This window comes from Cryobacterium sp. Hz9 (genome assembly GCF_004402825.1).
Lineage (GTDB): Bacteria > Actinomycetota > Actinomycetes > Actinomycetales > Microbacteriaceae > Cryobacterium > Cryobacterium gelidum.
Map to the genome: position 1 here is coordinate 181,816 of NZ_SOFC01000014.1, position 26,396 is coordinate 208,211.

The 26,396-nt window shown below is 65.1% G+C and carries 22 protein-coding genes; 8 read left to right on the forward strand and 14 right to left on the reverse strand.

The window, feature by feature from the left end; translation table 11 throughout:
* Positions 1 to 25: 25 nt before the first annotated feature.
* From E3N85_RS07690 to E3N85_RS07720, 7 genes are all read right to left on the reverse strand, one after another.
* The gene (locus E3N85_RS07690; RefSeq protein ID WP_134461641.1) at positions 26 to 1,123 is read right to left on the reverse strand and encodes a Gfo/Idh/MocA family protein; all 1,098 of its coding nucleotides are present in this window, start codon (positions 1,121 to 1,123) and stop codon (positions 26 to 28) included.
* On the reverse strand, positions 1,108 to 1,818 hold the full coding sequence (locus E3N85_RS07695) for a ThuA domain-containing protein (RefSeq protein ID WP_134461644.1): 711 nt from the start codon (positions 1,816 to 1,818) through the stop codon (positions 1,108 to 1,110). The genes E3N85_RS07690 and E3N85_RS07695 overlap by 16 nt, the downstream gene beginning before the upstream one ends.
* A 152-nt stretch (positions 1,819 to 1,970) precedes the next feature.
* On the reverse strand, positions 1,971 to 3,134 hold the full coding sequence (locus tag E3N85_RS07700; RefSeq protein ID WP_241978371.1) for a Gfo/Idh/MocA family protein: 1,164 nt from the start codon (positions 3,132 to 3,134) through the stop codon (positions 1,971 to 1,973).
* A 108-nt stretch (positions 3,135 to 3,242) separates the two neighbouring features.
* Entirely contained in the window at positions 3,243 to 4,274 is a 1,032-nt protein-coding gene (locus E3N85_RS07705; RefSeq protein ID WP_134461647.1) for a LacI family DNA-binding transcriptional regulator, read from the reverse strand.
* Between the two features lie 171 nt (positions 4,275 to 4,445).
* The gene (locus tag E3N85_RS07710; protein ID WP_134461650.1) at positions 4,446 to 5,408 is read right to left on the reverse strand and encodes a sugar kinase; all 963 of its coding nucleotides are present in this window, start codon (positions 5,406 to 5,408) and stop codon (positions 4,446 to 4,448) included.
* On the reverse strand, positions 5,405 to 6,070 hold the full coding sequence (locus E3N85_RS07715) for a bifunctional 4-hydroxy-2-oxoglutarate aldolase/2-dehydro-3-deoxy-phosphogluconate aldolase (protein ID WP_241978372.1): 666 nt from the start codon (positions 6,068 to 6,070) through the stop codon (positions 5,405 to 5,407). The genes E3N85_RS07710 and E3N85_RS07715 overlap by 4 nt, the downstream gene beginning before the upstream one ends.
* On the reverse strand, positions 6,067 to 7,095 hold the full coding sequence (locus E3N85_RS07720; RefSeq protein ID WP_166783897.1) for a LacI family DNA-binding transcriptional regulator: 1,029 nt from the start codon (positions 7,093 to 7,095) through the stop codon (positions 6,067 to 6,069). The genes E3N85_RS07715 and E3N85_RS07720 overlap by 4 nt, the downstream gene beginning before the upstream one ends.
* A gap of 82 nt (positions 7,096 to 7,177) precedes the next feature.
* On the opposite strand from E3N85_RS07720, the gene E3N85_RS07725 reads away from it, so the two are divergent.
* Positions 7,178 to 8,725: a UxaA family hydrolase gene (locus E3N85_RS07725; RefSeq protein ID WP_134461656.1), complete on the forward strand. Its 1,548-nt coding sequence runs from the start codon at positions 7,178 to 7,180 to the stop codon at positions 8,723 to 8,725.
* Positions 8,726 to 8,890: 165 nt separating this feature from the next.
* Here E3N85_RS07725 and manD read toward each other — a convergent pair whose 3' ends face one another.
* Positions 8,891 to 10,123 (reverse strand): D-mannonate dehydratase ManD, encoded by a 1,233-nt coding sequence (manD, locus tag E3N85_RS07730; protein ID WP_134461659.1) that lies wholly within the window; start codon positions 10,121 to 10,123, stop codon positions 8,891 to 8,893.
* The gene (gene uxaC / locus E3N85_RS07735; protein ID WP_134461662.1) at positions 10,120 to 11,613 is read right to left on the reverse strand and encodes a glucuronate isomerase; all 1,494 of its coding nucleotides are present in this window, start codon (positions 11,611 to 11,613) and stop codon (positions 10,120 to 10,122) included. The genes manD and uxaC overlap by 4 nt, the downstream gene beginning before the upstream one ends.
* Before the next feature lie 245 nt (positions 11,614 to 11,858).
* On the opposite strand from uxaC, the gene E3N85_RS07740 reads away from it, so the two are divergent.
* Genes E3N85_RS07740 through E3N85_RS07765 form a run of 6 tightly spaced genes read left to right on the forward strand, consistent with a single transcriptional unit; the run spans position 11,859 to position 18,651 of the window.
* A complete protein-coding gene (locus E3N85_RS07740) occupies positions 11,859 to 12,908 on the forward strand; it encodes a LacI family DNA-binding transcriptional regulator (protein ID WP_134461665.1) in 1,050 nt (349 codons plus the stop codon).
* A 20-nt stretch (positions 12,909 to 12,928) separates the two neighbouring features.
* Positions 12,929 to 14,155, forward strand: a complete 1,227-nt coding sequence (locus E3N85_RS07745) for an extracellular solute-binding protein (protein ID WP_134461668.1) — start codon at positions 12,929 to 12,931, stop codon at positions 14,153 to 14,155.
* Between the two features lie 3 nt (positions 14,156 to 14,158).
* Positions 14,159 to 15,283 (forward strand): ABC transporter ATP-binding protein, encoded by a 1,125-nt coding sequence (locus tag E3N85_RS07750; protein ID WP_134461671.1) that lies wholly within the window; start codon positions 14,159 to 14,161, stop codon positions 15,281 to 15,283.
* Entirely contained in the window at positions 15,280 to 16,215 is a 936-nt protein-coding gene (locus E3N85_RS07755; protein ID WP_134461674.1) for an ABC transporter permease, read from the forward strand. The genes E3N85_RS07750 and E3N85_RS07755 overlap by 4 nt, the downstream gene beginning before the upstream one ends.
* Entirely contained in the window at positions 16,215 to 17,138 is a 924-nt protein-coding gene (locus E3N85_RS07760; RefSeq protein WP_134461677.1) for an ABC transporter permease, read from the forward strand. The genes E3N85_RS07755 and E3N85_RS07760 overlap by 1 nt, the downstream gene beginning before the upstream one ends.
* Positions 17,128 to 18,651: a mannitol dehydrogenase family protein gene (locus E3N85_RS07765; protein WP_134461680.1), complete on the forward strand. Its 1,524-nt coding sequence runs from the start codon at positions 17,128 to 17,130 to the stop codon at positions 18,649 to 18,651. The genes E3N85_RS07760 and E3N85_RS07765 overlap by 11 nt, the downstream gene beginning before the upstream one ends.
* Positions 18,652 to 18,805: 154 nt before the next feature.
* Here E3N85_RS07765 and E3N85_RS07770 read toward each other — a convergent pair whose 3' ends face one another.
* Positions 18,806 to 19,747: a PmoA family protein gene (locus E3N85_RS07770; RefSeq protein WP_134461683.1), complete on the reverse strand. Its 942-nt coding sequence runs from the start codon at positions 19,745 to 19,747 to the stop codon at positions 18,806 to 18,808.
* Between the two features lie 132 nt (positions 19,748 to 19,879).
* Between E3N85_RS07770 and E3N85_RS07775 the strand changes: the two genes are divergently transcribed.
* Positions 19,880 to 21,031: a Gfo/Idh/MocA family protein gene (locus tag E3N85_RS07775; RefSeq protein WP_134461686.1), complete on the forward strand. Its 1,152-nt coding sequence runs from the start codon at positions 19,880 to 19,882 to the stop codon at positions 21,029 to 21,031.
* Here E3N85_RS07775 and E3N85_RS07780 read toward each other — a convergent pair.
* Genes E3N85_RS07780 through E3N85_RS07795 form a run of 4 tightly spaced genes read right to left on the reverse strand, consistent with a single transcriptional unit; the run spans position 20,970 to position 26,396 of the window.
* Positions 20,970 to 22,127: a Gfo/Idh/MocA family protein gene (locus tag E3N85_RS07780; RefSeq protein ID WP_134461689.1), complete on the reverse strand. Its 1,158-nt coding sequence runs from the start codon at positions 22,125 to 22,127 to the stop codon at positions 20,970 to 20,972. The genes E3N85_RS07775 and E3N85_RS07780 overlap by 62 nt on opposite strands.
* The gene (locus E3N85_RS07785; protein WP_134461692.1) at positions 22,124 to 22,975 is read right to left on the reverse strand and encodes a sugar phosphate isomerase/epimerase; all 852 of its coding nucleotides are present in this window, start codon (positions 22,973 to 22,975) and stop codon (positions 22,124 to 22,126) included. Before E3N85_RS07785 ends, E3N85_RS07780 begins: the two co-directional genes overlap by 4 nt.
* A complete protein-coding gene (locus E3N85_RS07790; protein WP_241978373.1) occupies positions 22,972 to 24,966 on the reverse strand; it encodes a beta-galactosidase in 1,995 nt (664 codons plus the stop codon). The genes E3N85_RS07785 and E3N85_RS07790 overlap by 4 nt, the downstream gene beginning before the upstream one ends.
* Complete coding sequence (locus tag E3N85_RS07795) at positions 24,963 to 26,396, reverse strand: multidrug effflux MFS transporter (protein WP_134461694.1); 1,434 nt, start codon at positions 26,394 to 26,396, stop codon at positions 24,963 to 24,965. The genes E3N85_RS07790 and E3N85_RS07795 overlap by 4 nt, the downstream gene beginning before the upstream one ends.

The window sequence follows — 26,396 nt, forward strand, 5'->3', positions numbered from 1 at the left end:
CGTCGATCGGATGCACGTACGCGACTTACCAGTTGCCGGGCACAACGCCTTCGGGAACGAGCTCCGGTCGCACCATCGTGCTGCTCAGCTCAACAACAGAATGATCGTGGCCGGCCCGCAATATGGCGTCCATGATCTCCAGGACGTGAAAAGCCAACTCGGCCGATGCTCGGTGCGGACGATTGGCCGCGATCGCCCGCGCCATGTCGGCTAGCCCATATCCGCGCCCGGCTTCCGCATACCCGGCCACTGCCGGAACCTCGCGCCATTGCCGGTCGTCGCTCGTGAAGAGCTCGGTCACATCGCTGAACCGGTTCGGATCCGGCACAGCGATCGTGCCGAGGGTGCCGTAGATCTCGATGCGCGGCAGCCGGGCCGCCCACACATCGAAACTCATCATGACGGTCGAAGTGACGCCGGAGGCGTGCTCCAGCAGCGCAGACACGTGAGTGTCGACATCCACTGAAATACTCGTGCCTTCAAGCGGCCCGGTCGCGACTGTGCGCTCCCGCCCGGAGCGCCCGACGCTGCCCGACACGCGCACGACCGGTCCGAGCAGGGTGACCAGGGCGCTCAGGTAGTACGGCCCCATATCAAACAACGGCCCGCCACCCTCCGCATAGTAGAACTGCGGGGCCGGGTGCCAGAGCTCATGCCCCGGCGCGGTCCAGAAAGCCGATGCCGCCACCGGCGTTCCGATGCGGCCACCGTCGAGCAGTGCTCGGGCGGTCTGCACGCCCGTGCCCAACACGGTGTCGGGAGCCGATCCCACCCGCAGCCCGCGTTCGTCGGCGAGCTTGAGCACCGGGGCGGCCTCGTCGGGATTGAGCGCCAGGGGCTTCTCCCCGTAGACGTGCTTGCCGGCGGCCAGCGCTCGCAAGGCGACCGCAGCATGGGCCGCGGGAATGGTGAGGTTGAGCACCGCGTCGACCTCGGGCGAGGCGATCAGCTCGTCGACCGTCAACGCCAGAACGCCCTGCTCGGCGGCGACGGCTGTGGCCCTGGCCACATCCAGGTCGGCGACGGCCACGAGTTTCAGGCCAGGAAGCTTGGGAAACTCGGCGAAATACTGCTCGCTGATCTTTCCGACGCCGATAATTCCTATTCTCAACGGGCCGCCCATAGCAATCCCCTTTCAATCATCGTGCGCACGCTGGAGTTCTGCAGGATGTCGACCCGGTGCCCGGGCGTCGAGACGAAGATGCGACCCTGCCCCCACTGCCGGGTCCAGACGGCCGGCGACGTGATCGGACGGTGCCACGGGTCCCACGGGCGCACGGCCTGCGTCGTCGTGGCCAGCACATCGTTGTAGTCGTCGTGTAATATCCAGTACTGCTCACTAATGAGGTCGAAATCCTCGATGCCTTGGGTGATCGGGTGATCGGCGGCCGCCGGCAGCATGTTGATGCGGTACGGAACGTAGTTGTCTGACTGTTCCCCGATGCGCTCAGCGGGCGCCTTGCCAGGGTGCGCGGCAAATTGCCCGCCGATCAGCTGCAGATAGTCCACGTTGTTGCGGTAGGAGTCGGCGATGCCGCCGTGCCAGCCGCCAAGCCCCGTGCCGTTCTCGATAGCCGCGCGCAACCCCAGGAATTCGTCCTTCTCGATCGTGGTCATGGTGTTGGTCTGCACCACAAGGTCGACATTCGCCATGTAGTCGGAATCCGCATACGGCGCAGGCGTCTCCTCGACGCGTACAGTGAACCCGTTCTCCTCCAGGAAAGGAATGAACAGATCTGTCGTCTCGACGGGCTGGTGGCCGTCCCATCCTCCGCGCACGACGAGTGCGTGGCGAAGAGCGAGGGTTGCGGTGGTCATGAAAATCCTTCCAGGTTTGCACAAATGAGGTGTTATTCGCTGAATCCTGCCGTCGTGCCATTGAGCAACTGTCGACGACCGAGCACGTGGAGCACAAAGATGGACAACGTCGACAGCGTGATAAAGCGCCTCTGCTTCCTTCCCCTTGACGATTAGGAGGTGATGGTCCAAGCGCTGCCTTTTTCGGCGCTGTTCTCGATCGCGTCAAGCACACGTTGCACCTGGAGGCCGTCGGCGAACGACGGTTCGGGGGCGCGATGCTCCGCAATGTCGAACACCAGATCGCGAACCTGGTGCGAGAACGGGTGCTCGTAGCCGATGGTGTGGCCGGTTGGCCACCAGGCTGACATGTACGGATGCATTAGCTCCGTCACCAGAATGCGGCGAAAGCCACGCAGGCCGGCTAAGTCGGTTTCGTCGTAGAAGTCGAGCTCGTTCATGCGTTCGAGGTCGAAGGCCAGCGCTCCCTGGGATCCGCTGATTTCGATGCGGAAGGCGTTCTTGCGGCCGGTGGCGAAGCGGGTAGCCTCGAAGGTACCTAGCCCGCCGCCGCTCAGTCGCGCCGTGAACAGGGCCACGTCGTCGACCGTGACCGCGCCACGCTCCGTCGATGCGACCCCGCTGAGGCCCACCGCTTCGCCGAGCAGCGGCCGTTCGGTGACGAAGGTGTGCAGGGTTCCGCTGACGGCATCGAGGGTCTCTCCGGTGATGAACTGCACCGCGTCAATCGCGTGGGCACCAATATCGCCGAGCGACCCGGAACCGGCCAGCGCTTTGTCGAGCCGCCAGGTCATCGGCCCCTCCGCGTCGACGAGCCAGTCCTGCAGGTACTGCGCGCGCACCTGTCGAATCTCGCCCAGGCGCCCCTCTGCCACGATCTGCCTGGCAAAGGTGATGGCCGGCACGCGGCGATAGCTGAAGCCCACCATCGAGCGGATGCCGCGGTCGTTCGCCGCGTGGGCCGCGTCGGCCATCCGGACAGCGTCGGCGACACTGTTCGCCAGCGGTTTCTCACATAGAACGTGTTTGCCGGCTTCGAGCGCCGCGATCGCTATCTCGGCATGAGTGTCGCCGGGCGAGCAAATGTCGATCAGATCGATGTCGGGATTGTCCACGACTCGCCGCCAGTCGGTTTCGGCGTGTGCCCAACCGAACTTCTGCGCCGCGGCAGCCGTGCGGCCGGTGTGCCTGCCGACGATCGTGTGCATTCTCGGTTCAAGGGGCAGATCAAAGAACCGAGGAGCCACTCGCCACGCCTGCGAGTGGGCCGCCCCCATGAATCCGTAGCCGATCATCGCAACGTTCAGGCGGGGCATCCGGTGACTCCTTCGTCGGCGGGCCAGTCTGAGCTAGCCGCTACCCAACGCTATAGGTGTCGCAATAAATTACGCAACATGTAAGCTATTTATCAGAAACTTTCGCAGTTAATTACCGCACGCCGCCGTACTAGCCCGCTGCACGAGGTTGACCGCAAGATCGAGCCTGATGTTCTCGGTGTGCCGGTCTGTGCGCAGTTTGAGTACGAGTCTGGTCGCCTCCTCCGCCATTTCAACGAGCGGCTGCCGCACGGTAGTCAAGGCAGGATCGACCCATTGGGCCACGGGGAGGTCGTCGTATCCCACGACCGAAAGATCGCGTGGAATCTGCAGATCCAGCGCCCGCGCTGCCTCGTAGAGCCCGATCGCCTGTAGATCACTGCCGGCGAAGATGGCGGTCGGGCGGTCCGGGCGCGCCAGCAGCTCGCGTCCGAGGCTCACTCCAAGCTCGCGGTGAAAGTCGCCGGTCTTGACGAGGCTGGCGTCAAACGGGATGCCAGCCGCCTCAAGCGCCGACCGGTAGCCCGAAAGGCGAGCTAGCGAACACAGCATGTCCTCTGGGCCGGTAATGATGCCGATACGGCGGTGCCCGAGCTCGATCAGGTGCCGGGTGGCCAACAGCCCGCCCGACCAGTTGGCCGAGCCGATGGATGGCACGTCCATGGCCGGGTCTCCGGCCGGGTCCACCACGACGAAGGGAATGTTGCGCGTGTTCAGCTCACGCTTATGGTCAGCTGACAAATCGGAGAAGACCAGAATCACCCCGAGTGGTTGACGCTGCAACACGCCCTTGATCCAGTCTGGCGCGGGCGAGTGGCGGTCGCCGCTCTCGGTGAGAATGACGCTCAGGCCGTTCTGCCGCGCGACCCGCTCGACGCCCCGAATGATTTCGAGCGACCAGATGCTGCCTATGTCGCTAAAGACCAGCTCGATCAGGGTGCTTTTTGAGTGCTCGGATCCGCGCCGGTTGTACCCGGAGGAAACCAACAACGCCTGCACCCGCACTCGGGTCGCTTTCGATACACCGGTTCTGGCATTAAGCACCTTGGAGACCGTAGACATTGACACGGATGCGTCGTGAGCAATTTGAGCCAGGGTGGCCCGGCCATTTTCTCGGTCGCGAAATGTTTCCTGAGTCATAGTGCTAACTCTAATCAGCGGGTCGAGCGGCTTCGCCAGAGGATTACCCGAGCCGCCGGCTTTGGCCCCTAGTTATTTTCCACTACATAGCGCCACAGTCAATGCTGGCTAGCCCGACAAAGAGGAACTGGCATTCTCGGCAGCCACCGCCCACCCCGCTCTGTCGCATGCCTAGCGACTGACGGGCTCGCTGCGTCCCAGGGTTGCGAGTTCGCTGCGGCGTGGCATGCCCTCCCAGTCCCCTGAAACCAGGCAGGCGTACGCGCCCACCGTCACGGCGGTGGTCAGTCGGGTGGCCACGTCGCGGCCCAGCAGGTATTCGGCGAGGTAGCCGGCCACGAAACCATCCCCGGCGCCCACGGTGTCGAGCGCCGCGGTCGGAATGGCCGCCCGCTCGTATTCCCTCCCCTGCACGACGGCGACGGCGCCGCGCTCGCCCAGTTTCACCACGGCCTCACCAGCCCCGGCCTCGATCAGCCGCTGCGCCAGCAGCAGCGGGGTCGCCGCCTCGCCCACCGCGATGGCCGCCTCGTCGTCGCCGGCGAAGACCACGTCGACAAGCGGCAGGATGCGGCGGTACACGGCGCCGGCTTGCTCCGGCGACCAGAGTTTTCCACGAAAATTGAGGTCGAATGACACCGTGACCCTGGCCTCCCTGGCCACCCGCATCGCCTCAAAAACAGCGTCGGCAGCGGTGTCCGAGAGCGCGGGGGTGATGCCCGTGAGGTGCAGCAGCGACGCCGAGCGAATGAGTTCCGGATCGATGTCGCCCGGCGCCAGCCGCGACCCGGCGTTGCCACGCCGGTAGTACCAGACGCGCGTGTCCCGGCTCGTGCGGCGCTCCTTGACCATGAGCCCCGTCGGCGCCTCTGAATCGCGGATGCCCACCACCTGCACGCCCTCCGCGCTGATTTCGCGCAACACCATGTCGCCGAGAGAGTCCTCTCCAACTCGGCCGATCCAGGTGACCGGCGTACCGAGGCGTCGCAGCGCGATGGCCACGTTACTCTCGGAACCACCAATGCCGAGAGTCATCGCCCGAGAGTGCTGCAGGGGCCCGAACGAATCGGAGCTCATCAGGGCCATAGTCTCGCCGAAGGTGACGACCGACTGTGCAACGGCTGCGGCGCTCATCGCTGCGCCAGGGCATCCGCTGCGAGGCCGGTGACCCGCTGCGCCCGCTCGGCAAGTGCAACGAGCGACCCACCTTTCAGCGCGTCGCCCACGAGCGGACCGCCGAGGCTCACGGCGAGGGCGCCGGCGTTTAGCCAGCGCGGAATGTCATCGAGGCCGATTCCGCCGGAGGGTACGAACTCGAGATCGGGAAACGGCCCGCGCAGGTGCGAGCCATACTGCGGCCCCACGGTTTCGGCCGGGAAGATCTTCACAGCCGTGGCACCGGCGGCCCAGGCGCCGTAGAGTTCTGTGGGCGTCAGCCCACCCGGGAACACTGGAATACCCTCGCGCACGGCGAGCGCGATCACGTCGAGGTTCACTATCGGCGTCACCAGATAGTGGGCCCCGGCCGCGAGGGCAAATTCGGCCTGCCCGACGGTCACGATGGTGCCGATCCCCACTTCCACGTCGTCACCCAAGCGTTTCAGCAGGGCCGGCAGGTGCTCGAAGGTGCCGGGCGTGCTGAGCGTGAGTTCGATCGAGCGCACGCCGTTCTCGGCGAGTACGTCCACCACGGGGTCGTAGTCGGACGCGGCGCTGGCGCGTAAAACGGCGATGATCGGGTGCTGGCGCAGCCGAGCGGATGCCGGCACGCGGGTCGATGAAGGGGCGAGGGTCACGATGGCTCCGGAGTCTTTTCTTCACGAGGGTTGAGATCGACGGCGGCTCTCGCCGTCGACCGACGCACAATGAGGCGGGTGGGGACGCTGCCGTTCTGCTTCGATTCGGGATCGAGCACGGCGGCCGCGGCAAGGGCCCCGAGGGCCCGGCTCGAACTGTCAACGGTGCTCAGCGCTGGCCAGGCAAGGCCGTCGGGGAGGGAATCATCACAGCCGATAACGCTGATGCGGCCGGGAACGTCTATTCCGCGGGCACGGAGGGCAGCGAGCACTCCGAGGGCGACCTGGTCGTTGAAAGCGAGCACCGCGGTGGCCTGGTCGGGGTCGAGGTCGGTGCCCGCCGCGAGTCCAGCGGTGAAGTCTGGCCGTTCGATGCCCACGATGGTCAGGTTCAGCCCGAGCGCGCCGCAGACCCGGGTGAGGACGGCCCGTTTCTGACGCGCCGACCAGGAACGGGCGGGGCCGTCGAGGTAGGTGAGTCGGCGGTGGCCGAGTTTGTACAGGTGGGTCACGGCCGCCGTAAAGCCGGCGTCCACGTCAATGACCATCTGACTCAGCCTCGGCGGCATAGCCATGTCGTCGCCGAGCCGCCGGTTGGCGAGCACGATGGGCAGCCGGCCGGCCGCAGCCACGATCTGTTCGTCGGTCAGTCTGCTGGAGGTGAGCACGAGGCGGTCAACCTGGGTGGACATCTGGCGCACCAGGGCGTACTCGCGATCGGGGTCCTCGTGGGAATCGCCGATCACAATACCCAGGTCGTGCGCGCCGACCAGCGACTCGACTTCGGCCAGGAACGAGGTATAGAAGGGGTTGGTGATGTCGGGGAAGATCAGGCCGATGTTGCCGGTCGTGCCGGTCACGAGGCCGCGCGCCAGGCGGCTCGGGGTGTAGTCCAATGCAGCGGCTACTCGTAAAACACGGTCTTTGGTCGCAGGCACCACGGCATCGGATCCGCTCAGCGCTCGAGACGCGGTGGCGATCGACACCCCGGCAGCCTCTGCAACCTGTCGAATGGTTGTAGCCACTTGACCCGCCCGTCGGAAAGAATGAGAATGGGGAATGAAATCGTTTACATTCACCTTATAGCAGCCACAAGGATCCCGCCAGATGCCCACCAGAGTCTTGCTCCGCGACGTTGCCCTGCACCTGAATGACCGGGACGAGGTGGCCATCGCCCTGCATCCGCTACCCGCCGGCACCGTGATAGATCTCGGCAGGGGCGGCGCTGAGCTAACCCTCCCTGCCGACATCTCGCGCAGCCACAAGTTCGCCCTGGTCGCTATCGCCACGGGCGCACAGGTGCACAAATACGGGCAGTCCATCGGCCGCGCGACCACGATGATCGCTGCCGGCGAGCACGTGCACAGCCACAACCTTGGCATGGACGACACCGGGCGCACCCACGAGTTCGGCACCAGCCGCACCGACCTCGCGGTGCCGAGCGAGCCGATGCCCACGTTCCTCGGCTACCCGCGCGCCGACGGTCGGGTCGGCACCCGCAATTACGTGGGCATTCTCACCTCGGTGAACTGCTCGGCCACGGCCGCGAACCTCATCGCCGAGGCCTTTCGCGGCTTCGCCCTCGACGAGTTCGAGAACGTTGACGGCGTGATGGCTCTCACGCACCAGAGTGGATGCGGCCTGGTCCCCACCAGCGAGGGTGGCCAGGTTCTGCTTCGCACCCTCCGCGGTTATGCGGCCCACCCCAACTTTGGTGGCCTGCTGGTGGTGGGACTCGGCTGCGAAATGGTTCCCGTTGAGTCCCTCGTCGAGGGCTACGACCTGCCGAGCGACACCCTGGTGTCCACCATGAATATTCAGAGCGAGGGCGGCGTGCGGGCCACCGTCAAGGAAGGAATTGCCCGCATCCGGGCCATGCTGCCCGAACTGAACCAGCGCAGCAGGGTTCCGGTTCCGGTGTCAGAACTGGTTCTCGGCCTGAACTGCGGCGGTTCAGACGGTTTCTCCGGCATTACCGCAAACCCGGCTCTCGGAGTGGCGTCCGACCTCCTCGTGGCCTATGGGGCGACATCCGTTTTGGCCGAGACTCCAGAGGTGTTCGGCGCAGAGCACCTACTCACGAGCCGCGCGGTCTCGCCCGTGGTGGGGCAGCGGCTGCTCGACCGCATCGAGTGGTGGCAGGGCTACGCGAAGCAGGGTGGGGGCAGCCTCGACAACAATCCCTCCCCTGGAAACAAGGCTGGCGGGCTGACCACCATTTTGGAGAAGTCCCTCGGAGCCGTCGCCAAGGCCGGGCAGGCCGACCTGTCCGCCGTGTATGAGTACGCCGAGCGCATCACCGAACGCGGACTCGTCTTCATGGACACCCCCGGCTACGATCCGGTTTCGGTGACCGGCATCATCGCCGGTGGCGCCACGGTCGTGTGCTTCACAACCGGCCGAGGCTCGGTGTTCGGCTCCAAGCCCACACCCTCGATCAAGCTCGCCACCAACTCGGACACATTCAACCGGATGCCCGATGACATGGACCTTAACGCGGGCCGCATCGTCGACGGCACGGCCACCCTCGCCGAAGTCGGGGCCGAGATCTTCGACTTAATCATCCGAGTGGCGTCGGGCGAACAGACCGTGAGCGAAGAACTCGGCGTTGGCCAGGAGGAGTTCATCCCCTGGCAATTCGGCACCGTCACCTGAGCGCTTCGGCTGCACCTTCCCGGCGCATAACTCGTGCAAATCGAAACAGCCGAGCCGGACTACCGCGTCATCCCGGGGCCGAACTATAGTCAGCCCCGGATCTGCAGGAGTTACGCGCCAAGGCCGGCGGAGATGTCCCGTTGACACTCGGCGGATAGGGTCGGGCTACCAGTCGTGCATGGTCCCGTCGCGCTGCAGCCTGTTCACCGGCAGGTACGCCGGCGTGTAGTCGAAGGTTGCGGCGAGCGCCTCGTCGTACTCGACGCCGAGGCCGGGGTTGTTGCCCGGATGCAGCAGCCCGTTCTCGAAGGTGTAGCTGGTCTGGAACACAGAGAGGGTGTCCTCCGAGTGCTTCATGTACTCCTGGATACCGAAGTTGTGGATCGCGAGGTCCAGGTGCAGAGCAGCGGCTTGGCCGACCGGCGAGATATCGGTCGGTCCGTGAAATCCAGACTTGATCTGGTAGATCGCCGCGAAGTCGATGATCTTTTTCAGCGCGCTAATGCCGCCGGTGTGAGTGACGGCGCTGCGCACGTAGTCGATGAGCTGCTCGGTGATCAGGGTCTGATAGTCGAAAACCGTGTTGAAGACCTCGCCGATGGCCAGAGGCGTCGTCGTCTGCGCACGCACCCGTCGCAGGCTCTCCTGGTTTTCGCCGGGGGTGCAGTCCTCGAGCCAGAACAAGTCGTAGGGCTCGAGCGATTTACCGAGGATGGCCGCCTCGTTCGGCGTGAGCCGGTGGTGGCCGTCATGCAGCAGCGGCAGGTCGTAGCCGAATTCCTCACGCACGGCCGCGAAGATCGTCGGGATGTGGCGGAGGTACGCGCGGCTGTCCCACTGCTCCTCGGTAGGAACCGAGGTGCGCTTGGCGGGTTCGTAGTCGTAGCGTTCGCCGGGCTTCTGGTTCGTGGCCACACCGTAGACCTGACCGAGGCCCGGCACTCCCGTTTGCACGCGGATGGCCTTGAACCCCTGGTCGAGGTGGTTCTGAATGGAGTTGAACAGCGACGGCAGATCCGATCCGGACGCGTGCCCGTAGGCGAGGGCGCCCGTGCGGGAGGCCCCACCGAGCAGCTGATACACCGGCTGGCCGGTGACTTTGCCCTTGATATCCCAGAGGGCAACGTCCACTGCGGCGATCGCCGCCATCGTGACGGGACCGCGACGCCAATATGCCCCACGGTACAGGTACTGCCAGGTGTCTTCGATCGACTGCGGGTCGCGGCCGATCAGCAGCGGCACGATGTGCTCCTGCAGGTAGGCGACCACCGAAAGCTCACGCCCGTTAAGGGTCGCATCACCGAGGCCCGTCACGCCATCCGACGTGGTGATCTTCAGAGTGACGAAGTTCCGGCCGGGGCTCGTAACGAAGACTTCTGCATGTTCGATGACGCTCATAGTGCGGCTCCTTCTGGGGTTACAGAGACTGGTGCGGCAGCGTCTGGTGCGATAGCAGCGGATGCGTCGTCGCGGCGCGCGTATGCCGCCAGCGGCAGGGTGTAAGCGAGGTCGATGGCTGTCTCCGTTGCCTCGTCGAGGGTGAGTCGGTGTTCGGCGACGAGCTTGGAGAGGTAGCCGGCGTCGATGCGTCGGGCAAGGTCGTGCCTGGCCGGAATCGACGCGAACGCCCGGGTATCGTCGACGAAACCGCTCGTGTTGTAAAAGCCAGCGGTCTCGGTGACGAGCTCACGGAACCTCGCCATGCCTCCGGGCGAATCGAGGAACCACCAGGGCGCACCGAGCCGCACCGAGGGGTAGGCCCCCGCGATCGGGGCAAGTTCCCGCGAATATACGTTCTCGTCGGTCGTGAACAGGATGATGCGAAACCGCGGGTCAAGACCGAAGGCGTTGAGCAGCGGCTGCAGCCCGCGGGTGTAGTCCACCTGGCGAGGAATGTCGAACCCGTTGTCCGGTCCGAAGGCGGCGAAGATCTGGTCGGAATGGTCGCGCTGCACCCCCGGGTGCAGCTGCATCACGAGCCCGTCTTCGACCGACATGCGAGCGCTTTCGAACAGCATGTTGGCTGCGAAGGCCGCGCCGGTGGCCGCATCGACCGGCCCGGTGAGCGCCTGGTCAAAGATGCGCTGGGCATCCGCTGCGGAAAGTGGGGTGGTATCGGCGGAGAGGTGGCCATGGTCGGTGGCCCGGGCGCCGGCCGCCACGAATGCGAGCCGTCGTTCCTGCACGGCCACCAGGAAACTCGCGTAGTCCGTGATCTCGGTGCCGTTGCGGGCGGCGAGCGCGCGCACGGAGGCCCGCCATGCTGCGCGGTCGGGGTAGAAAATTCCGTCGGGCCGGAAGGTGGGAACGACGCGCTCGCCCCAGCCGTCTGCGGCGAGCGCTGCATGGTCGGCCAGGTCGGAATCCGGCGCATCCGTTGTGCTGAGAATCTCGATATTGAAACGGTCAAAGAGTGAGCGGATGCGCCACGACGGCGTGGCCAGTGCGGCCGACAGCTGGTCGTAAATCGCGTCAGCCGTGGCGGCGGAGGGTTCTTCGGTAATGCCGAAGACCTCGACCAGCTCGTGTTCCATCCAGTACCGGGTGGGGGTTCCCCGAAACAGTTTCCACATGGAGCAGAAGCGCCGCCAGACGAGGCGGTGGTCGGTTTCGTATGCGTCGCCGTTCAGGGGCCGAACGCCGAGATCTTGTTGACGGTAGCCCTGGGACACGAGCATGCGCACGAGGTAGTGGTCTGGAATGATGAACAGTTCGGCCGGGTCGCCGAAGGCATCGTTGCGCCGGATAGCCCTGGCATCGATGTGCCCATGCATCGAGACGATCGGCAGTGCGGCGACGCTCTGGTAGAGCTCACGGGCGATCCCGCGCTGGGTCGGTTCGGCCGGGAGCGCCCGGTCAGGGTGAAGTTTCCATGGCGTTTTGGCCATTTTCTGCCTCCTCGTTGAAACAAAATGAATGTTGTTGCAGTCGGTCGCGCCTGATGAACGCGTCTTGGCCGGGTCCGTTGAGACCACTATATGCAGGTAAGTAGGACTAACGGAACTGTCGTGGTTGTCAATAATGCAAACTTTCTCTCGTTATAAAACTGAGACTTGACGAAACACTGCAAAGGTTTGCAGAATGTAACCACGGTCCGTAAACGCTCGGGCCCTTACACAGGGTGGTGGTGCGCATGGTCGTGTCTATTCGCGATGTGGCCCGCGCCACCGGCGTATCGATCTCTACGGTCTCGCGGGCGCTGGCCAACCCTGAGCAGGTCGCCGAGGCCACCCGCCTGCACGTGCAGGAGACGGCACGAACCATGGGCTACCGCCCGAACCGCGCCGCCAGGGGGCTCGTCACCGGGCGCACGGGCAGCATCGGTCTGGTTGTTCCCGACCTTGAAAACCCGTTTTTCGGCTCGATTTGCAAGGGAGTTCAGGCGCGCGCCCGCGCTGCCGGCTACGCGGTGTTCATCGCCGATACCGACGAAGATTCGCTCCTCGAAGACGAGGTCGTGCGTGGCCTGACTAAGCAGGTCGACGGCGTTATCCTCTGCTCGCCGCGTGGCTCTGACGAGGCCGTTAGCCGAGTTGCCGAGGAGAGTGCGCTCATTCTCGTCAATCGAGCCCTGCCCGGCGTCCCTTCGATCACGTTCGACAACGGCGGCGGAGCCCGCGCCGTGATGCGGCACCTCGTGGCGCTCGGTCACCGCAGGATCGCCTACGCGGCAGGCCCGATCACCTCGTGGTCCAACCAGGAACGCGACCTAGCGCTACGCGAATTCGCCGAACAGTCCAACGATATCGAGTTGATCGAACTGGGCAACTTTTCGCCGGTGTTCTCCGGCGGAACCCAGGCGGCTGACCTCGCCCTCGCGAGCGGCGCCACGGCCATCGTGGCCTTCAACGATCTGGTCGCTGCCGGGCTCGTCGATCGGCTGCGGCACCGCGGCATCAACGTGCCAGCCGATATCAGTGTCACCGGATTCGACAACGTGCCAATGTCCACCCTGGTCTGGCCCAACCTCACGACCGTTGATTTTCCCCGGATCCAGATGGGGCGCGCGAGCGTCGACGCGCTACTCGACACCGTTCTGGGCCGTTCAGCCGGGCCACGCCCCAACCTCGAGATCCCGGTCGAACTCGTCGTGCGGCAGTCCACCGGCGTCGTGCCTGCCGGCCCGGCGTCATCCACTCAATCGGCACTGGCCCCATCTTCCAAACGCAGCCGTTTGGTTTGAACAGAAGGAATGAAATCGATATGAGAGCTTTCACCCGCACCTATGTCATAGCGGCAGTCGCCGTGGCAGCCCTCGTTCTCACGGGGTGCACCGCACCGAACTCCGGCGCAGCACCGGCCACACCGGTGGCCGACGCCTCCGATGTGCCCGATAAGCCATCGGCCCCCGTGACGTTGAACATTCTCGACGTGGCCGGCAACCAGAAGCTCACCGGTCCCATGGTCGACGCCTTCGTGGCGGCAAACCCCGACGTGATCTCCGCGGTCACCTGGGAGAGCGCCGGCGCGCCGGACCTCGTGGGTTCCATCAAGCCGCAGGTCGACAGTGGAAGCTTGTCCATCGACATGGTCATGACCGGAACCGACGGACTGTCTGCCGGTATCGGCCAGAACCTTTGGGTTCCGCTTGTCACCGACTACGGCGACCGGCTGTCGAACCAGGAAGATTACATCGAGCCCGCCGCCAACATGCAGAAGCTCGCCGAGGGCTTCGGCGTCGTCACGACGTACTACCCGTCCGGCCCGCTACTGCAGTACGATCCCGCCGTGGTAACCGACGTTCCCACCACCCCGGAGGAGGTACTCGCCTGGGCGCAGGCCAACCCCGGCAAGTTCGGCTACGCCCGCCCGGCCAACTCGGGCCCCGGCCGCACCTTCCTGCAGGGCCTGCCGTACATCCTCGGCGACTCCGACCCGACCGATCCCGTGAACGGGTGGGACAAGACCTGGGCTTACCTGAAGGAACTCGGCCTCACCATCGACAACTACCCCACCGGTACCGGCCAGGTCATTACCAATATGGCCGACGGCACCTGGGCCATGATCCCCACCACGACCGGCTGGGACATCGAACCCCGCGCGACGGCCAAAATGCCCGCAAGCATCGAAGCTGCCCCGTTCGACGACTTCACCTGGGTAACGGATGCCCACTACGCCGTGGTTCCGAAGGGCCAGACCGCTGACAAAATGTCCGCCATCCTGCTACTGCTGCAAGACATCCTCACGCCCGAGACCAACGCCATGGCGTATGACACCGGCTATTTCTACCCCGGCCCGGCCATCGAGGGCGCCACGCTCGACAAGGCGCCCCAGGCCAGCCAGGACGTCATCGCCGAGTTCGGCCGCGACTGGTACGACGACCTGATCGAGGAGATGCCCAAGACAACTCCGCTCGAGCCTGCCGCACTGGTGCAGGCATTTGATATCTGGGACCGCGAAGTCGGTTCGGGAAAATTTGAGGCGAAGTAACTCATGACACGGTCGACCAATACATTTGACACCCTCGAACTGAAGAACGTCGGTCGCAGCTTCGGCGGCCAGAATGCGTTGGTCGACCTGAATCTCACGGTTCGGGCGGGCGAATTCATCGCCCTGCTCGGACCGTCGGGATGCGGCAAGTCCACCGCACTCAACTGCCTCGCGGGACTCCTCCCGCTGACACACGGTGAGATCCTGATCGACGGCAAGCGCATCGACGTGCTGCCGTCCGAGAAGCGCGACTTCGGCATGGTTTTCCAGAACTACGCGCTGTTCCCCCACTTGTCCGTGGAGAAGAACATCGCTTTCGGGTTGCAGATGCGCAACCTGCCCAAGCCCGAGATCGCCCGGCGGGTCGCTGAGGGCCTGGCCTTGGTGAAGCTGCAGGAACAGGCGAAGAAACTGCCAGGCCAGCTGTCCGGCGGCCAGCAGCAGCGCGTTGCCATCGCCCGCGCCGTCGTGCTCGAACCGCGCCTCGTTCTCATGGACGAGCCGCTCTCCAACCTCGACGCCAAGCTGCGCCTCGAGATGCGCACCGAGATTCGTCGCCTGCACCAGTCCCTCGGACTCACCACCATCTACGTCACCCATGACCAGGAAGAGGCTCTTTCCCTCGCCGACCGGCTCGTGGTTCTGCGGGAGGGCCGGGTGCAGCAGGTCGGCACGCCGGAGCAGCTGCACGACAACCCCGCCAATTGGCACGTCGCCGATTTCATGGGTTACCGCAACATCGTCGACCTCGAGGTCGAATCGGTCGTGGGCGATCTCGCCAGAGTCTCCGGCCGTGGCATCTCGATCATGGCCACCCTCGCCCAGCCGGCGGCCGTCGGGGACACGGTTCGCGTCGCCATCCGCCCCTCCGACCTTGTCGTGGTCGGGCCGGATACACCGCCCGGTCGCGCTACAGTTCAGGCCACCGTCAACGTCGTCGAGTACCAGGGGCGCGAGTTCGCGGTCGAGGTCACGACCACCCAGGGCCAGAATCTTTTCGTGCACGCCTACACCGCGCTCGTTCCCGGTTCGACCGTGCAGCTCACCGTCGATCCGTCCCGGGCGCTCGTCTACCGCACGAGCCTCGACGGAGTCGACGCGCCCCGGGAACTCTCGGCGGTGCGATGATGACGTCCGCGACCAATACGGGCTCGCGGGCCCGGGGCTCGGCCAGCCTCAAACACCGGCTGGCCGAACGCGGAGTCGACACGAAGCTCTTGTTGCTCGCGCCGGCCATCGTGTTCGCGCTCCTGCTATTCGTATACCCGTTCGCCTACGGCATCGGGCTCACCTTCCAGCCACTCGCCGCCACCCAGGAGCAGTGGGGCGGCGGACTCTTCGCCAATTACGTGGCGTTCTTCAGGGATGCGTTCATCTTTGACTCCGTCTGGATCACGCTGCGGCTCGCCCTACCCGCCGCGCTGTTCAACGTGCTCGTCTCGATCCCGATCGCATTCAAGCTCCGCAGCAAATTCCGGGGCAAGCGGATGCTGCAGACCCTGCTCGTGCTGCCGATCACGCTGGGTACCGTGCTCACCGCGCAGGGCCTGTTGATCTTTGCCGGGCGTCAGGGCTGGCTCAACCGGTTCCTGCTGGAAAACGGCATCATCGACCAGCCGCTCCAGCTCGTCAACAACTACCTCGGTGTGATGCTGTCGCTGATCATCTCCGGCTTTCCGTTCGCGTACCTGCTGATCTCGTCGTATCTCTCTGGAATCGATCCCTCGCTCGAAGCTGCGGCGAAGACCCTCGGCGCTAACTGGAAGCAGCGCTTCCGACGAATCACGCTGCCGTTGCTCGCGCCCGGACTGGCGACGACGTTCATCCTCACGTTCGTGCTCGCCTTCAGTGTGTTTCCCTCGGCCCGGCTCGTCGGTGACGCCTCGGGTGAGACCCGGGTGCTCGCGCTGATGGCGTACCGGGCGTTCTCGGAGCAGCTGGATTACAGCATGGCTTCCACGATCGCAATCATGATGGGGGTGGTGGAGCTCATTGTGATCGCGTTCGTGTTCCTGGGCCGCTCCTTCCTCTACAAGGGTTCAACGGGAGGGAAGGGCTGATGTCCAACTCAAGGCTCAAGGCTGCTCCACCCACCGAAGTGGTCAACATCGTCAAGAACCGCAATCGCGGCAAGCTGGCTCCCGGGGAGAAGTCCCTGGCGGCCTCGCCGGGAACCTGGTTCGTCTGGTTTGGCATCGCCGCGTTCTTCATCTTTCTGTTCGGCATCGTGCTCAGTGTGCTCGTAGACTCGCTCGGAAAGCCCTGGTTCAACACCTGGCTGCCGGAGAACTTCACCCTGGGCTGGTACCAGGAATCCTGGGCCCGATTCGACCTGGCGCACATCATCGGGGTCACGCTTCTGGTGGCTTTCTCCGTGATCGTCATCTCGGTCATCATCGGGGTGCCGGCCTCTTACGTGCTCGCCCGCAGTAACTTTCCCGGCAAGAAGCTCGTGATGCTGCTGTTCCTGCTGCCCATCCTGATTCCGCCGATCACCTTCGGTATTCCGCTGGCCACCGTGATGTACAACTTCGGCCTCGGCCGCACCGTGCTCGCCGTCATCCTGGTGAACCTCGTGCCCTCCGTGCCGTTCGTGATCATCACGATGACGCCGTTCATCGAGCAGATCAACCCGTCAATCGAGAATGCTGCCCGCATGTGCGGGGCCAGCATGTATCGGGTCTTCACGAAGATCCTGGCTCCCCTTCTAATCCCGGGAATCCTCGCCGCCAGCATCCTCGTTCTCGTTCGAACGGTCGGCATGTTCGACCTCACCTTCCTGGTATCCGGTCCGACCTCCGACACCCTGGTGGTCGCCATCTACCGGGCCATGACGAGCGCCGGTGGCGGTGAGGCCCGACAGCTCATCTCCTCGATGGGCGTGATCTACACGGCGATGATGCTGCTGATTCTGATCATCGCCCTCCGTTTCATCAATCCCACCCAGCTGGTGGCCCAGGTCAAGGACTCGCGTGAAGACTGACACAACAGAACGACTGTCGCTCGAGAACATTGCTGGCGTTCACCCGGGGGGAGCCACTGGCCCGCGCGTCGACCCGGCCGCTCTCACCATCGGCATCGTGCACTTCGGAATCGGGGCCTTCCACCGAGCGCATCAGGCCGTGTTCACCGAAGACGCCGCCGCGGCCACGGGCGACACCCGTTGGGGAATCCTCGGTGTCACCGGGCGAACCGATTCCGTGGTCCGGCAGCTGCAACCGCAGGACTGCCTCTACGGCGTGTTGCAGAAGGGCGCCACCGCGACCGCGCTCCGCATCGTGGGCACGGTTCGCGACGTCGCCTGGCCGGCTCGGGACTCCGAGAAGGTCACCGCCACGCTTGCGCAGGGGACGACCCACATTGCGACGCTGACGATCACGGAAAAGGGCTACCTGCGGGCCGGCGGCAGCATCGACTTGAGCCTTCCGGTCGTGCAACAAGACCTGGCTCTGATCGGGCGAGAGCTCGACGGTGAGGGCGATTTGCCGGCCTCCGGCAGTCCGATCGGGCTGCTCGTTCGCGGCCTCGCCCGGCGGTTCCGCCGGGGCGCCGAGCCGTTTACGGTGCTCTCCTGCGACAACCTCGTCAACAATGGCGCCTTGACCCGGGCGTTGGTATTCTCGCTCGTGGAAGCGCTGGCGCCGGGCGCGGGGCGCGACGATCTGCTGGCGTGGCTCGCGGCATCCGTTTCTTTTCCCTCGAGCATGGTCGACCGCATCGCCCCGGCGACGACGCCGGGCGACCGGGCCGAGGCGTTTGCGCTGCTGGGACTTCGCGACGAAGCTCTCGTCGTGGCCGAGCCCTTCATGCAGTGGGTCATCGAAGACGATTTCGCCGGGCCGCGGCCCGCCTGGGAGTTGGCCGGAGCGATCCTGACCACCGACGTGACTCCGTACGAGCGGGCCAAACTGCGCATACTCAATGCAACGCACACCCAGCTCGCCTACCTCGGAGCTCTCAAGGGGTATGCAACCATCGCGCAGGCGATTGCGGACCCGGCCCTTCGTTCGGTAGCGCGCCGCACGATTGACGCAGACATCCTGCCGACCCTCGACGTGCCTTTCGGACTCAACCTTGAGGAGTATCGCGACAGCGTTCTCGAGCGCTTCACCAACCCGAACCTGCCGCACACGACGTTGCAGGTGGGCATGGACGGTTCCCAGAAGTTGCCCGCCCGTATCCTGGGCACGGCCTGGGACCGCTTGAATGCCGGCCACACGCCCGCCGGCCTCGCCTTGACCGTGGCCGCCTGGATCACCTTCGTCGCATCCACTCTTCAAACGGATGGCCCAACCCTCGACGACCCGCTGGCCGCCCGCCTGCAGCGAGCCGTCGGGTCCGACGATGCCGCGGTGACAGGGCCGGCCGCCCTCGTTGACCGATTCTTCACCCTGGGTGACGTCTTTCCGCCGCACGTCAGCGCCTCTGCCGCGTTCCGTGCTGCCGTCGTGGAGCAGCTCGGTGAGGTGCAGCGGCTCGTTCGAACCTCGGCCTGAGCCGCGGCCTTGGCGCAGGTTTCGGCCGACGCGCACGCCCGTGCAGAGGCCGATTCCGTGCGTGTTGGCCTTCCCGGCCACTGGCCCAGATGGTACGCATTCGGCGAGCGGACGCTGCGGCATCGCCCGCCCGCCACTTAACGTTTCAGGGCGCTCACGCCGTTGCTTTTCCTCGCAAGACTCGGCGGCCGGCGCCGGCCAACTCGGTGGCCCGATCACCTTCGGCCTGGCCGTCGGCAATCACGACGGCATAGGAGAATTTCAGTGTCTCCCCCGGCGCGAAATCGTATTCCTCGCTGAAGAACGGCGCGGGGTTAAGACAACCGTAGTTCTCGCTGCGGGCAAACCACTGCGGCGGGTGGCGCAGGTTGTCACGTTCATCCACGATCACGATCGACGAGAATCCGGTGGCCGCATCGTTGTGTCCGGTGAGGCCAAGCCACTCATGCCGAGTGCCGCGAAGTTCCTCGCCGCCGGTCCCGTCCGGGCCAAAGAGCGTGCCGTCGGTGAACGAGCGTGGGCCTCGCCAAAACAGACCGCCGTACCCGGCATTGTCCCGGCCCTCGGTGGTCGGCGACCCAATCCGAACGGATATCCCGGAGACGTTAGTCATCTCGGTGTCCCAGCGCAGTACCCAGGCGTCTGGCACGTCTGCAATGGACACCGTCAGTCGGCGGCGCTCCTGCACGAGTTCGTCACCGGTTTGGCTGCGCCAGATCAGGTCGTGAGCGAAGGAGGCCTGAGCGTCGTCGACGGTCGTGTCGACGATGGCGTCGTGGGTCATGCTGCCGTTGTTGGGCAACTGCTGGTAGCCGCCGTCACGTCGATAGGTGACTCCGCCCCAAAAGTTGTCTTCACCGAAGTTGGGCAGCGACCAGGTGATCCCCTTGTGCCAAACGTGGTCGTGGGGGCGCAGCAAGCTCACGAGATTGCCGCCGAACGTGTACACCGGGTGCACATACGGGCGCGGAGATTCCATCTGCGCGTCGGTGGCGCGGTAGGTATATGTCATAAGCGGCTGGCCGCGCCAAGTCACGCTCACCTCGGATTCCGCCGTGTGAATGAGATTCAGGTCAGACCCGGACTGAGGGTTCATGCTTAATTTTTACCTTCGTGTTCATCGTCGTTGACTGCCACGACCCGGAAGTGCGCACAATCAAGCCTAGGGCGAGTCTACTCTTCGGGCAAACGCTTTCCTTGCATCGGACTTGCTGTCAGACTGAGCCGGATGATCCCCCGACAGATACCCAATGCCCCGGCTATCTTTGCGATTGTAGGTGGCGGGTTTCGCGCCGTAGCGTTCCTGCGCGTGGCCCGTGAATTACCGGAGTACTTTCGCGTGTGCGGGGTCGTCGCGCGACGCGCCGCCACAGTGCGTGCCATCGAGGCAGACTGGAACGTGCCCACCTTCGGTACCGTCGAAGAACTGCTAGGCAACTGCTCCCCCGACTTCGTGGTCGTGGCCGTGATGCCGAGCGATGCCCCAGAGCTCATCACCGAGCTCGCTCGCCGCAAAATTCCCGTACTCACCGAGACCCCGCCCGCTCCCGACATTCCATCACTCCTCCCGCTGCTCGACCTCGTGCAGGACGGGGCCCTCATTCAGGTGGCCGAGCAGTATCACCTGGAGCCGCTGTTGACCAGCCAAATCGCGGTCGCCCGGTCAGGGATTCTGGGAACAGTGGGTGAGGCATCCGTTTCCGTCTGCCACGACTATCACGGCATGAGCGTGCTGCGACGGATACTCGGAATCGGTTTCGAGAACGCCACGATCACGGCGCACGAGCGCGTTGCCCCGCTCGTCGCCGGCCCCACGAGGGCGGGTGACCCGCACGCGGAGCACCTGCTGAACGAAACTCACACGAGCGCGCGGCTCGATTTCGGCGATCGCCTCGGGTGCTACGACTTCAGCTCCGACCAGTACCGATCATGGCTTCGGTCACACAGCATGCTGGTTCGCGGCGACCGCGGCGAACTGCGCGACGAACAGGTGCGCACCCTGGATCGGAACGGTGCGCCGTTGCATCGGGGGATCACCCGAGTATCCGCCGGCGGCGCCGGCAACCACGAGGGGCTATTTCTGCGCGGGCTCACCCTCGGCGACGAGTGGACCTACGTGAACGAGTTCGCCCCGGCCCGACTGGCCGACGACGAGCTCTCGATCGCCGCCCTGCTCGTGGGTATGAGCGACCACGTGATGGGTGGTCCCGCGGTATACAGCCTCGCCGAGGCCGCGCAAGATCACTATCTTCAGCTTGCGATCAAGCGCGCCGTGGTCTCCGGAGAGACCGTGCGCACCGAAACTCAGCCCTGGGCGACTAGCGCGTTGGGCCGGTCACCGCGACAATCTCGTCATACGATCCGTTCAGAACGTCCGTGAAATCCACGGCGCGGCCCACCGTGGCCGAGACGTAGATGGCACGAACCAGTGCGAGAGCGGATGCCGCCTCCCGCACTCCGACGACCGGCTCCACACCACTTCTGATCGCCGTGACGACGTCGGCGTACTGGCGCTGGTGAGCCGACTGCAGATCGTCGGCCCCGCTGGTATTTTCGGAGGACTCCCGCTCCCCTACCTCCTCGGCGGCTTGATTGCCGAGCCCGGCCAAACCATACGACGAGCCGGATTCGGCGTCATCCCCGGCGGCATGAAAGTACGACAGTCGATCGTTGTCGAGAACGGCAGAACCCCGATCGCCATGCACCTGCAGCCTCGCGGTGAGGCCAGGGTAGGCGGCCGTGGTGCAGTGAATGACGGCGAGGGCACCGGACTCAAAGCGCACGGTGGCCACGGCGGTATCCTCGACCTCGATGCGTTCGTGCGCCGAGAGCGCGGTGTGGGCGTGCACCTCGACCGGCGTGCCGAGAAACCAGAGCAGCAGGTCGATGGTGTGCACGCCTTGGTTCATCACTGCACCACCACCATCGAGTTCCCAGGTTCCGCGCCAGTCCCCTGAATCGTAGTAGTCCTGGGCACGCCACCACGCGAGCGATGCTACCGCCGACGTCACCCGGCCAAACCGGCCGCTCTCGATGGCGCGCGATACAGCCACGCTGCCGGCGTCAAACCGGTGCTGGCTGATCACGGAGGTGACCTGCCCGCGCAACCGGGCAGCATCCGCCGCGCTCATCACGGCACGGGCGCTGGCGAGGTCGACGTCGATCGGTTTCTCGATGATGACGTGCGCGCCGGCCTCGAGGGCGTGCACGGCGAGCGCAGCGTGCAGCCCGCTCGGTGTGCAAATGGCCACGAGGTCGATGGCCTCGTGCAGCAGGGCGGTGGCCAGGTCGGCGTAGATCTCTGGCCGCGGATGCCCGTCGGCCCGCACCGAATCAGCGAGCGCCGTGCCCACCATTGGCAGCGGATCAATGACGACGACGAGTTCAAGGTCGGGATTGGCGGCCACGACGCTGGCGTGTTGTCGGCCGATGACTCCGCAGCCCACGATGGCCACGCGCAGAACCGGCGCGCTCATTTTGTACCGACCCCGGCTTCAAGCAGCATGCGATCGAAGGCACGTCCGGCCACGCCGAACGCGACCGGACCGGAGAATCCGCCGAGCTGGTGGGTGTCGGCCAGGTGGGGTTCGAGCGAGGCGAAACCGTCGAAACCGTCGTCCCGAAGCGCATTGATCGTCTGCTGAATCTCACCGTCACCCTCCCCGGCCGGAGTAACCTGCTGATCACTCATGCGGGCATCCTTCACCTGCAGATACTCCAGGTAGGGCCGCAGTTTGGCGTAGCCCTCGGTGAATGGCTTGACGCCCACCTGCACGAAATTCGCGGCATCCCAGGCGAGCCTGAGTGCCGGGGAGTTCACGCTCTGCACGATGTCAAGCACCCGGTCGGGAATGTCGCCGAAGATGTCCTTCTCGTTTTCGTGCAGGAGGATCACCCCGCTTTTCTCCGCCTCGGCCGCGAGGGCGCGCATGTGCACCATCACGGCGTCGCGGATGGATTCGGGTGTCGTGCCTTCTGCTCGATAAAAGGAAAAAATACGAATGTATCGGGTACCGAGCACCTGCGCGGCCCGGATGGCACGTTTCAGCCGCCCGACCTCCACAGCTATGGGCTCGCTCACGTCCACCTTGCCGATGGGAGATGCGATGGCCGAGACGCCCATGCCGCCGGCCCGCAGGATCGTGTCGAGACGCGTCAGTTCAGCCTCGCTCAGGTCCACGATATTAATGTTCCAGGCGCTCCGCACCTCGATATGACGGGCTCCGAGCGCCTGCAGCACGGCGATCTGTACCACCGGGTCTGGGCTGATCTCATCGCCGAATCCGGAGAGGGTCCACTCGGTGGTCGTTGTGCTCTTAGTCATGCTTCCCTGGACACTTCGGGTGACTGAATAAACCGGTAGCCGAATGCCGGAAGCACGAAGCTCTCGACGTTCTCGCCGGTGAGCAGGTCGGTGCCGACGACGGTCACGGAGACCGGCGTGCTGTCGTGGTTGATCACGGTGACGACGTCGCCACGCCGGGCCACCTCGACACTGGTCGGCAGGCCAGCAAGCACCGGGTCAATACCCGCTTCCGTGAACAGGTAGGCCAGCAGACTGCCGGTTCCCACAGCATCCGGAATCGTGGCGAGATACCACGCCCGACCCGACCCGACGGAGTTCACGGTGAAAGCGGGTCGCCCGTTCAGACGGCCCCCCACGAAGGTGCCGACAATCGTCGCGTCGCTGGCGTGGATCTCCTCGGCCAGCAACGTGCCGACAATTTCGCCTGCGGGCGAGCTGATCGGCGCCTGCGACTGGCCAGGTCCCGCGGAATCGGGTGGCACCAGCGCGCCGAAATCCTCGACGCCGACGCCCAGCAGACCGCCGAGCTGGGTGAGGTAACCGCCGGGCCGAAAGCGGTCGAATTCGTCAACCACGTCGCTGAACGCGGTCATTAATAGCTGCCCGCCGGACGAAACGAAGTCGCTCAGATTTGCCGCGCCGTCGTCGCGCAGCAGATACAGCTGCGGCGCGATAACGAGCCGGTAGCCGGTCAGATCAGCGGATGCCCGCACCAGGTCCACCTGCACGTGCTGCCGGTGGGCAGCCGCGTACCAGCGTTGCACGAGCGCAAGGTAATCGAGCACCACAGGGTGATCGGGGCTTTCGATCGCCCACCAGTTTTCCCAGTCGAAGACGATGGCGACCGTGGCGTCACGGGCGCCGACGGGGAGGTCGGGGAGATCCCCGAGCTCCGCGCCGAGCGCGACGACTTCACGCCAGGTGCGGGTGTCCGTTCCGGCATGCGGGAGCATGGCCGAGTGAAATTTCTCTGCCCCCGACCGGGACTGACGCCACTGAAAGAACAGGATGCCGTCGGCACCGCGCGCGACGGCTTGCATGCTGAGGGCAGCCATCTGCCCGGGCGCCTTGGGCGCGTTCGTCGGCCGCCAATTCAGCGCATTGCTCGCTTGCTCCATGAGCAACCAGGGAACGTGCGGCTTGAGCGAGCGCATCAGGTCGCGCTGGAAGGCCGCGGCCCGAAAACTCTCCGGGTCGTTCGGGTCGGGGTAGCAGTCGTCGGTGATGACGTCCATCTCCTGCGCCCACCGCCAGTAGTCGGCCGGCTTGAACGCGCCCATGAAGTTCGTCGTGATCGGCTGGGTGGCCCCGCTCGCCCGGATGATGCGTTTTTCCATCAGGTAGCACTCGAGCAGGGCGTCCGACGTGAACCGCCGAAAATCGATCAGTTGGGCCGGGTTATGGCTGTATGGGGCCTTGCGCGGCGGAAAGACCTCGGCGAACGATGAGTACCGTTGCGACCAAAAGTAGGTGCCCCAGGCTTCATTAAGCTCGGCGATCGTGCCAAAGCGGTCCTCGAGCCAGACGCGGAAGGCGTCGCGGGCGGCGTCGGAGTAATCGAGGTTCAGGTGACAGCCGTATTCGTTGTTGACGTGCCACATCGTGACGGCCGGATGCGCCGCGTAACGTTCGGCGAGCCGGGTCACCAACTCCGCGGCGAGCCGCCGGTACACCGGCGAGGTCGGTGCAAACTGCTGGCGGCTGCCCGGCCAGTACACCGCGCCGTTCTCATCAGACGGCAGCAGTTCCGGGTAGATGGCCGAGGCCCAGGGCGGCGGAGAAGCCGTCGCGGTCGCCAGGTCCACGGCGATGCCGCCCTCGTGCAGCAGGTCGATCACGCGATCGAGCCAGCCGAAATTGAAAACCCCCTCGGCCGGTTGAATCCGCGACCAGGCGAAGATACCGAGGCTCACCATCGTGACGCCAGCCTCACGCATGCGTGCGACGTCGTCCGGCCACACCTCTTCCGGCCACTGCTCGGGGTTGTAGTCGCCGCCGTATTGCATCATCGCTTGACGCGATCAGGGTTGTGGTTCAAGAAATACCTCCTGGGCAATCGTCTTTGATCTCCGTCAACGGGAAAGCGTTGTCCCGCTGTTTTGTCTTGTTTATCATCACTCGACGCTCCCGCGCAAATGGACTCATGCCCACCGCTTGACACAGAAGGGACATCCCCGACATTGCTCCCGCGCGCTGGGCGAAATCCCCTGACGAACACCACGGCGGCGAGCGACACGGCGACCACCATAATCGCTGCGGTCGGCAGGGGCGTTTGAACACCAAAGTGACCGGCGAGGGGCGCGAGGCCGGCCGCGAAGCTCATGTTTGAGGCGCCCAGAACGGATGCCGCCGTGCCTGCACGAGTACCGTGCGGCCCGAGGGCCACAGCGCCCAGCGCCGGGTTGGCGAGCCCGAAAGCCGTCGTGAACCCCATCAGCGGGCCGAGAAACCCCCAGAAACCGAGCTGCGGAATCAGCGCCACGCTCACGAGCAGCAGCACAGCGCAGGTCACGAGCCCGGTCAGCCCGATAAACAGGACGCGCCGGGCCGTGAACGCGCGGGCGAGCCGGGCGCCGACCTGGGCGCCCACGATCATGAGGGCACCGTGGGTACCGAATACGATCGCATACCCGGTCGCGGTGAGCCCGAAGACGTCCTGGAACACGAACGAACTCGACGCCATATACGCCATCATGCCGCCGAACAACAGGCCGCCGCCAAGCACGACGGAGCGAAAGTGGCCGTCGGAGGCGAGCGCCAGATAGTCGTCACGCAGGCGAACCGTCTGGCGCAGCGCTCGCCGGGTCGGCGAATTCGTTTCGTGACGCAGCAGCACGGTCGTCACGATCACCACGAGGAGCAGTCCGTAGCAGACGAGACTCCAGAACAGGCCACGCCAGTCCATGAAGGTGAGCAGCTGCGCGCCGAGGGCGGGCGACCCCACGACGAATACGCCCGAAATGAGCGAGAGCCGGGCGAGCAGAATGAGCATCCGGTCACCGGAGGCGACATCACGCACGATCGCTATCGAGATGACGGCGCAGGCGGCCGAGGCCATACCCTGCAAAAACCGGGCGCCAATCAGAAGCGTGATCGTGGGTGCCAGGGCGCAGGTGATCGATGCGAGGCCATACAGCACGACCACAACCACGAGCGGGCGGTTGCGACCGATGGCATCAGAGATCGGTCCGGCGATGAGTTGCCCCAGTCCCATACCGATGAACGCGGCGGTGAGGGTCAGCTGCACCATCGCCGGAGTAGTGCCGAATTCCTCCCCGAGCTGCGGAAACGAGGGAAGGTAGAGGTCCATCGTGAGCGGCCAGATCGCCCCCAGCAGGCCGAGCGCGAGAATCAGCAGCGCGGTGCTTCGTCCCGCCAGTACAGACGGCACCCCTGTCGCCTGCGTCAGCCCGTTGCCAACCATTGCGGTGTCCTGCAT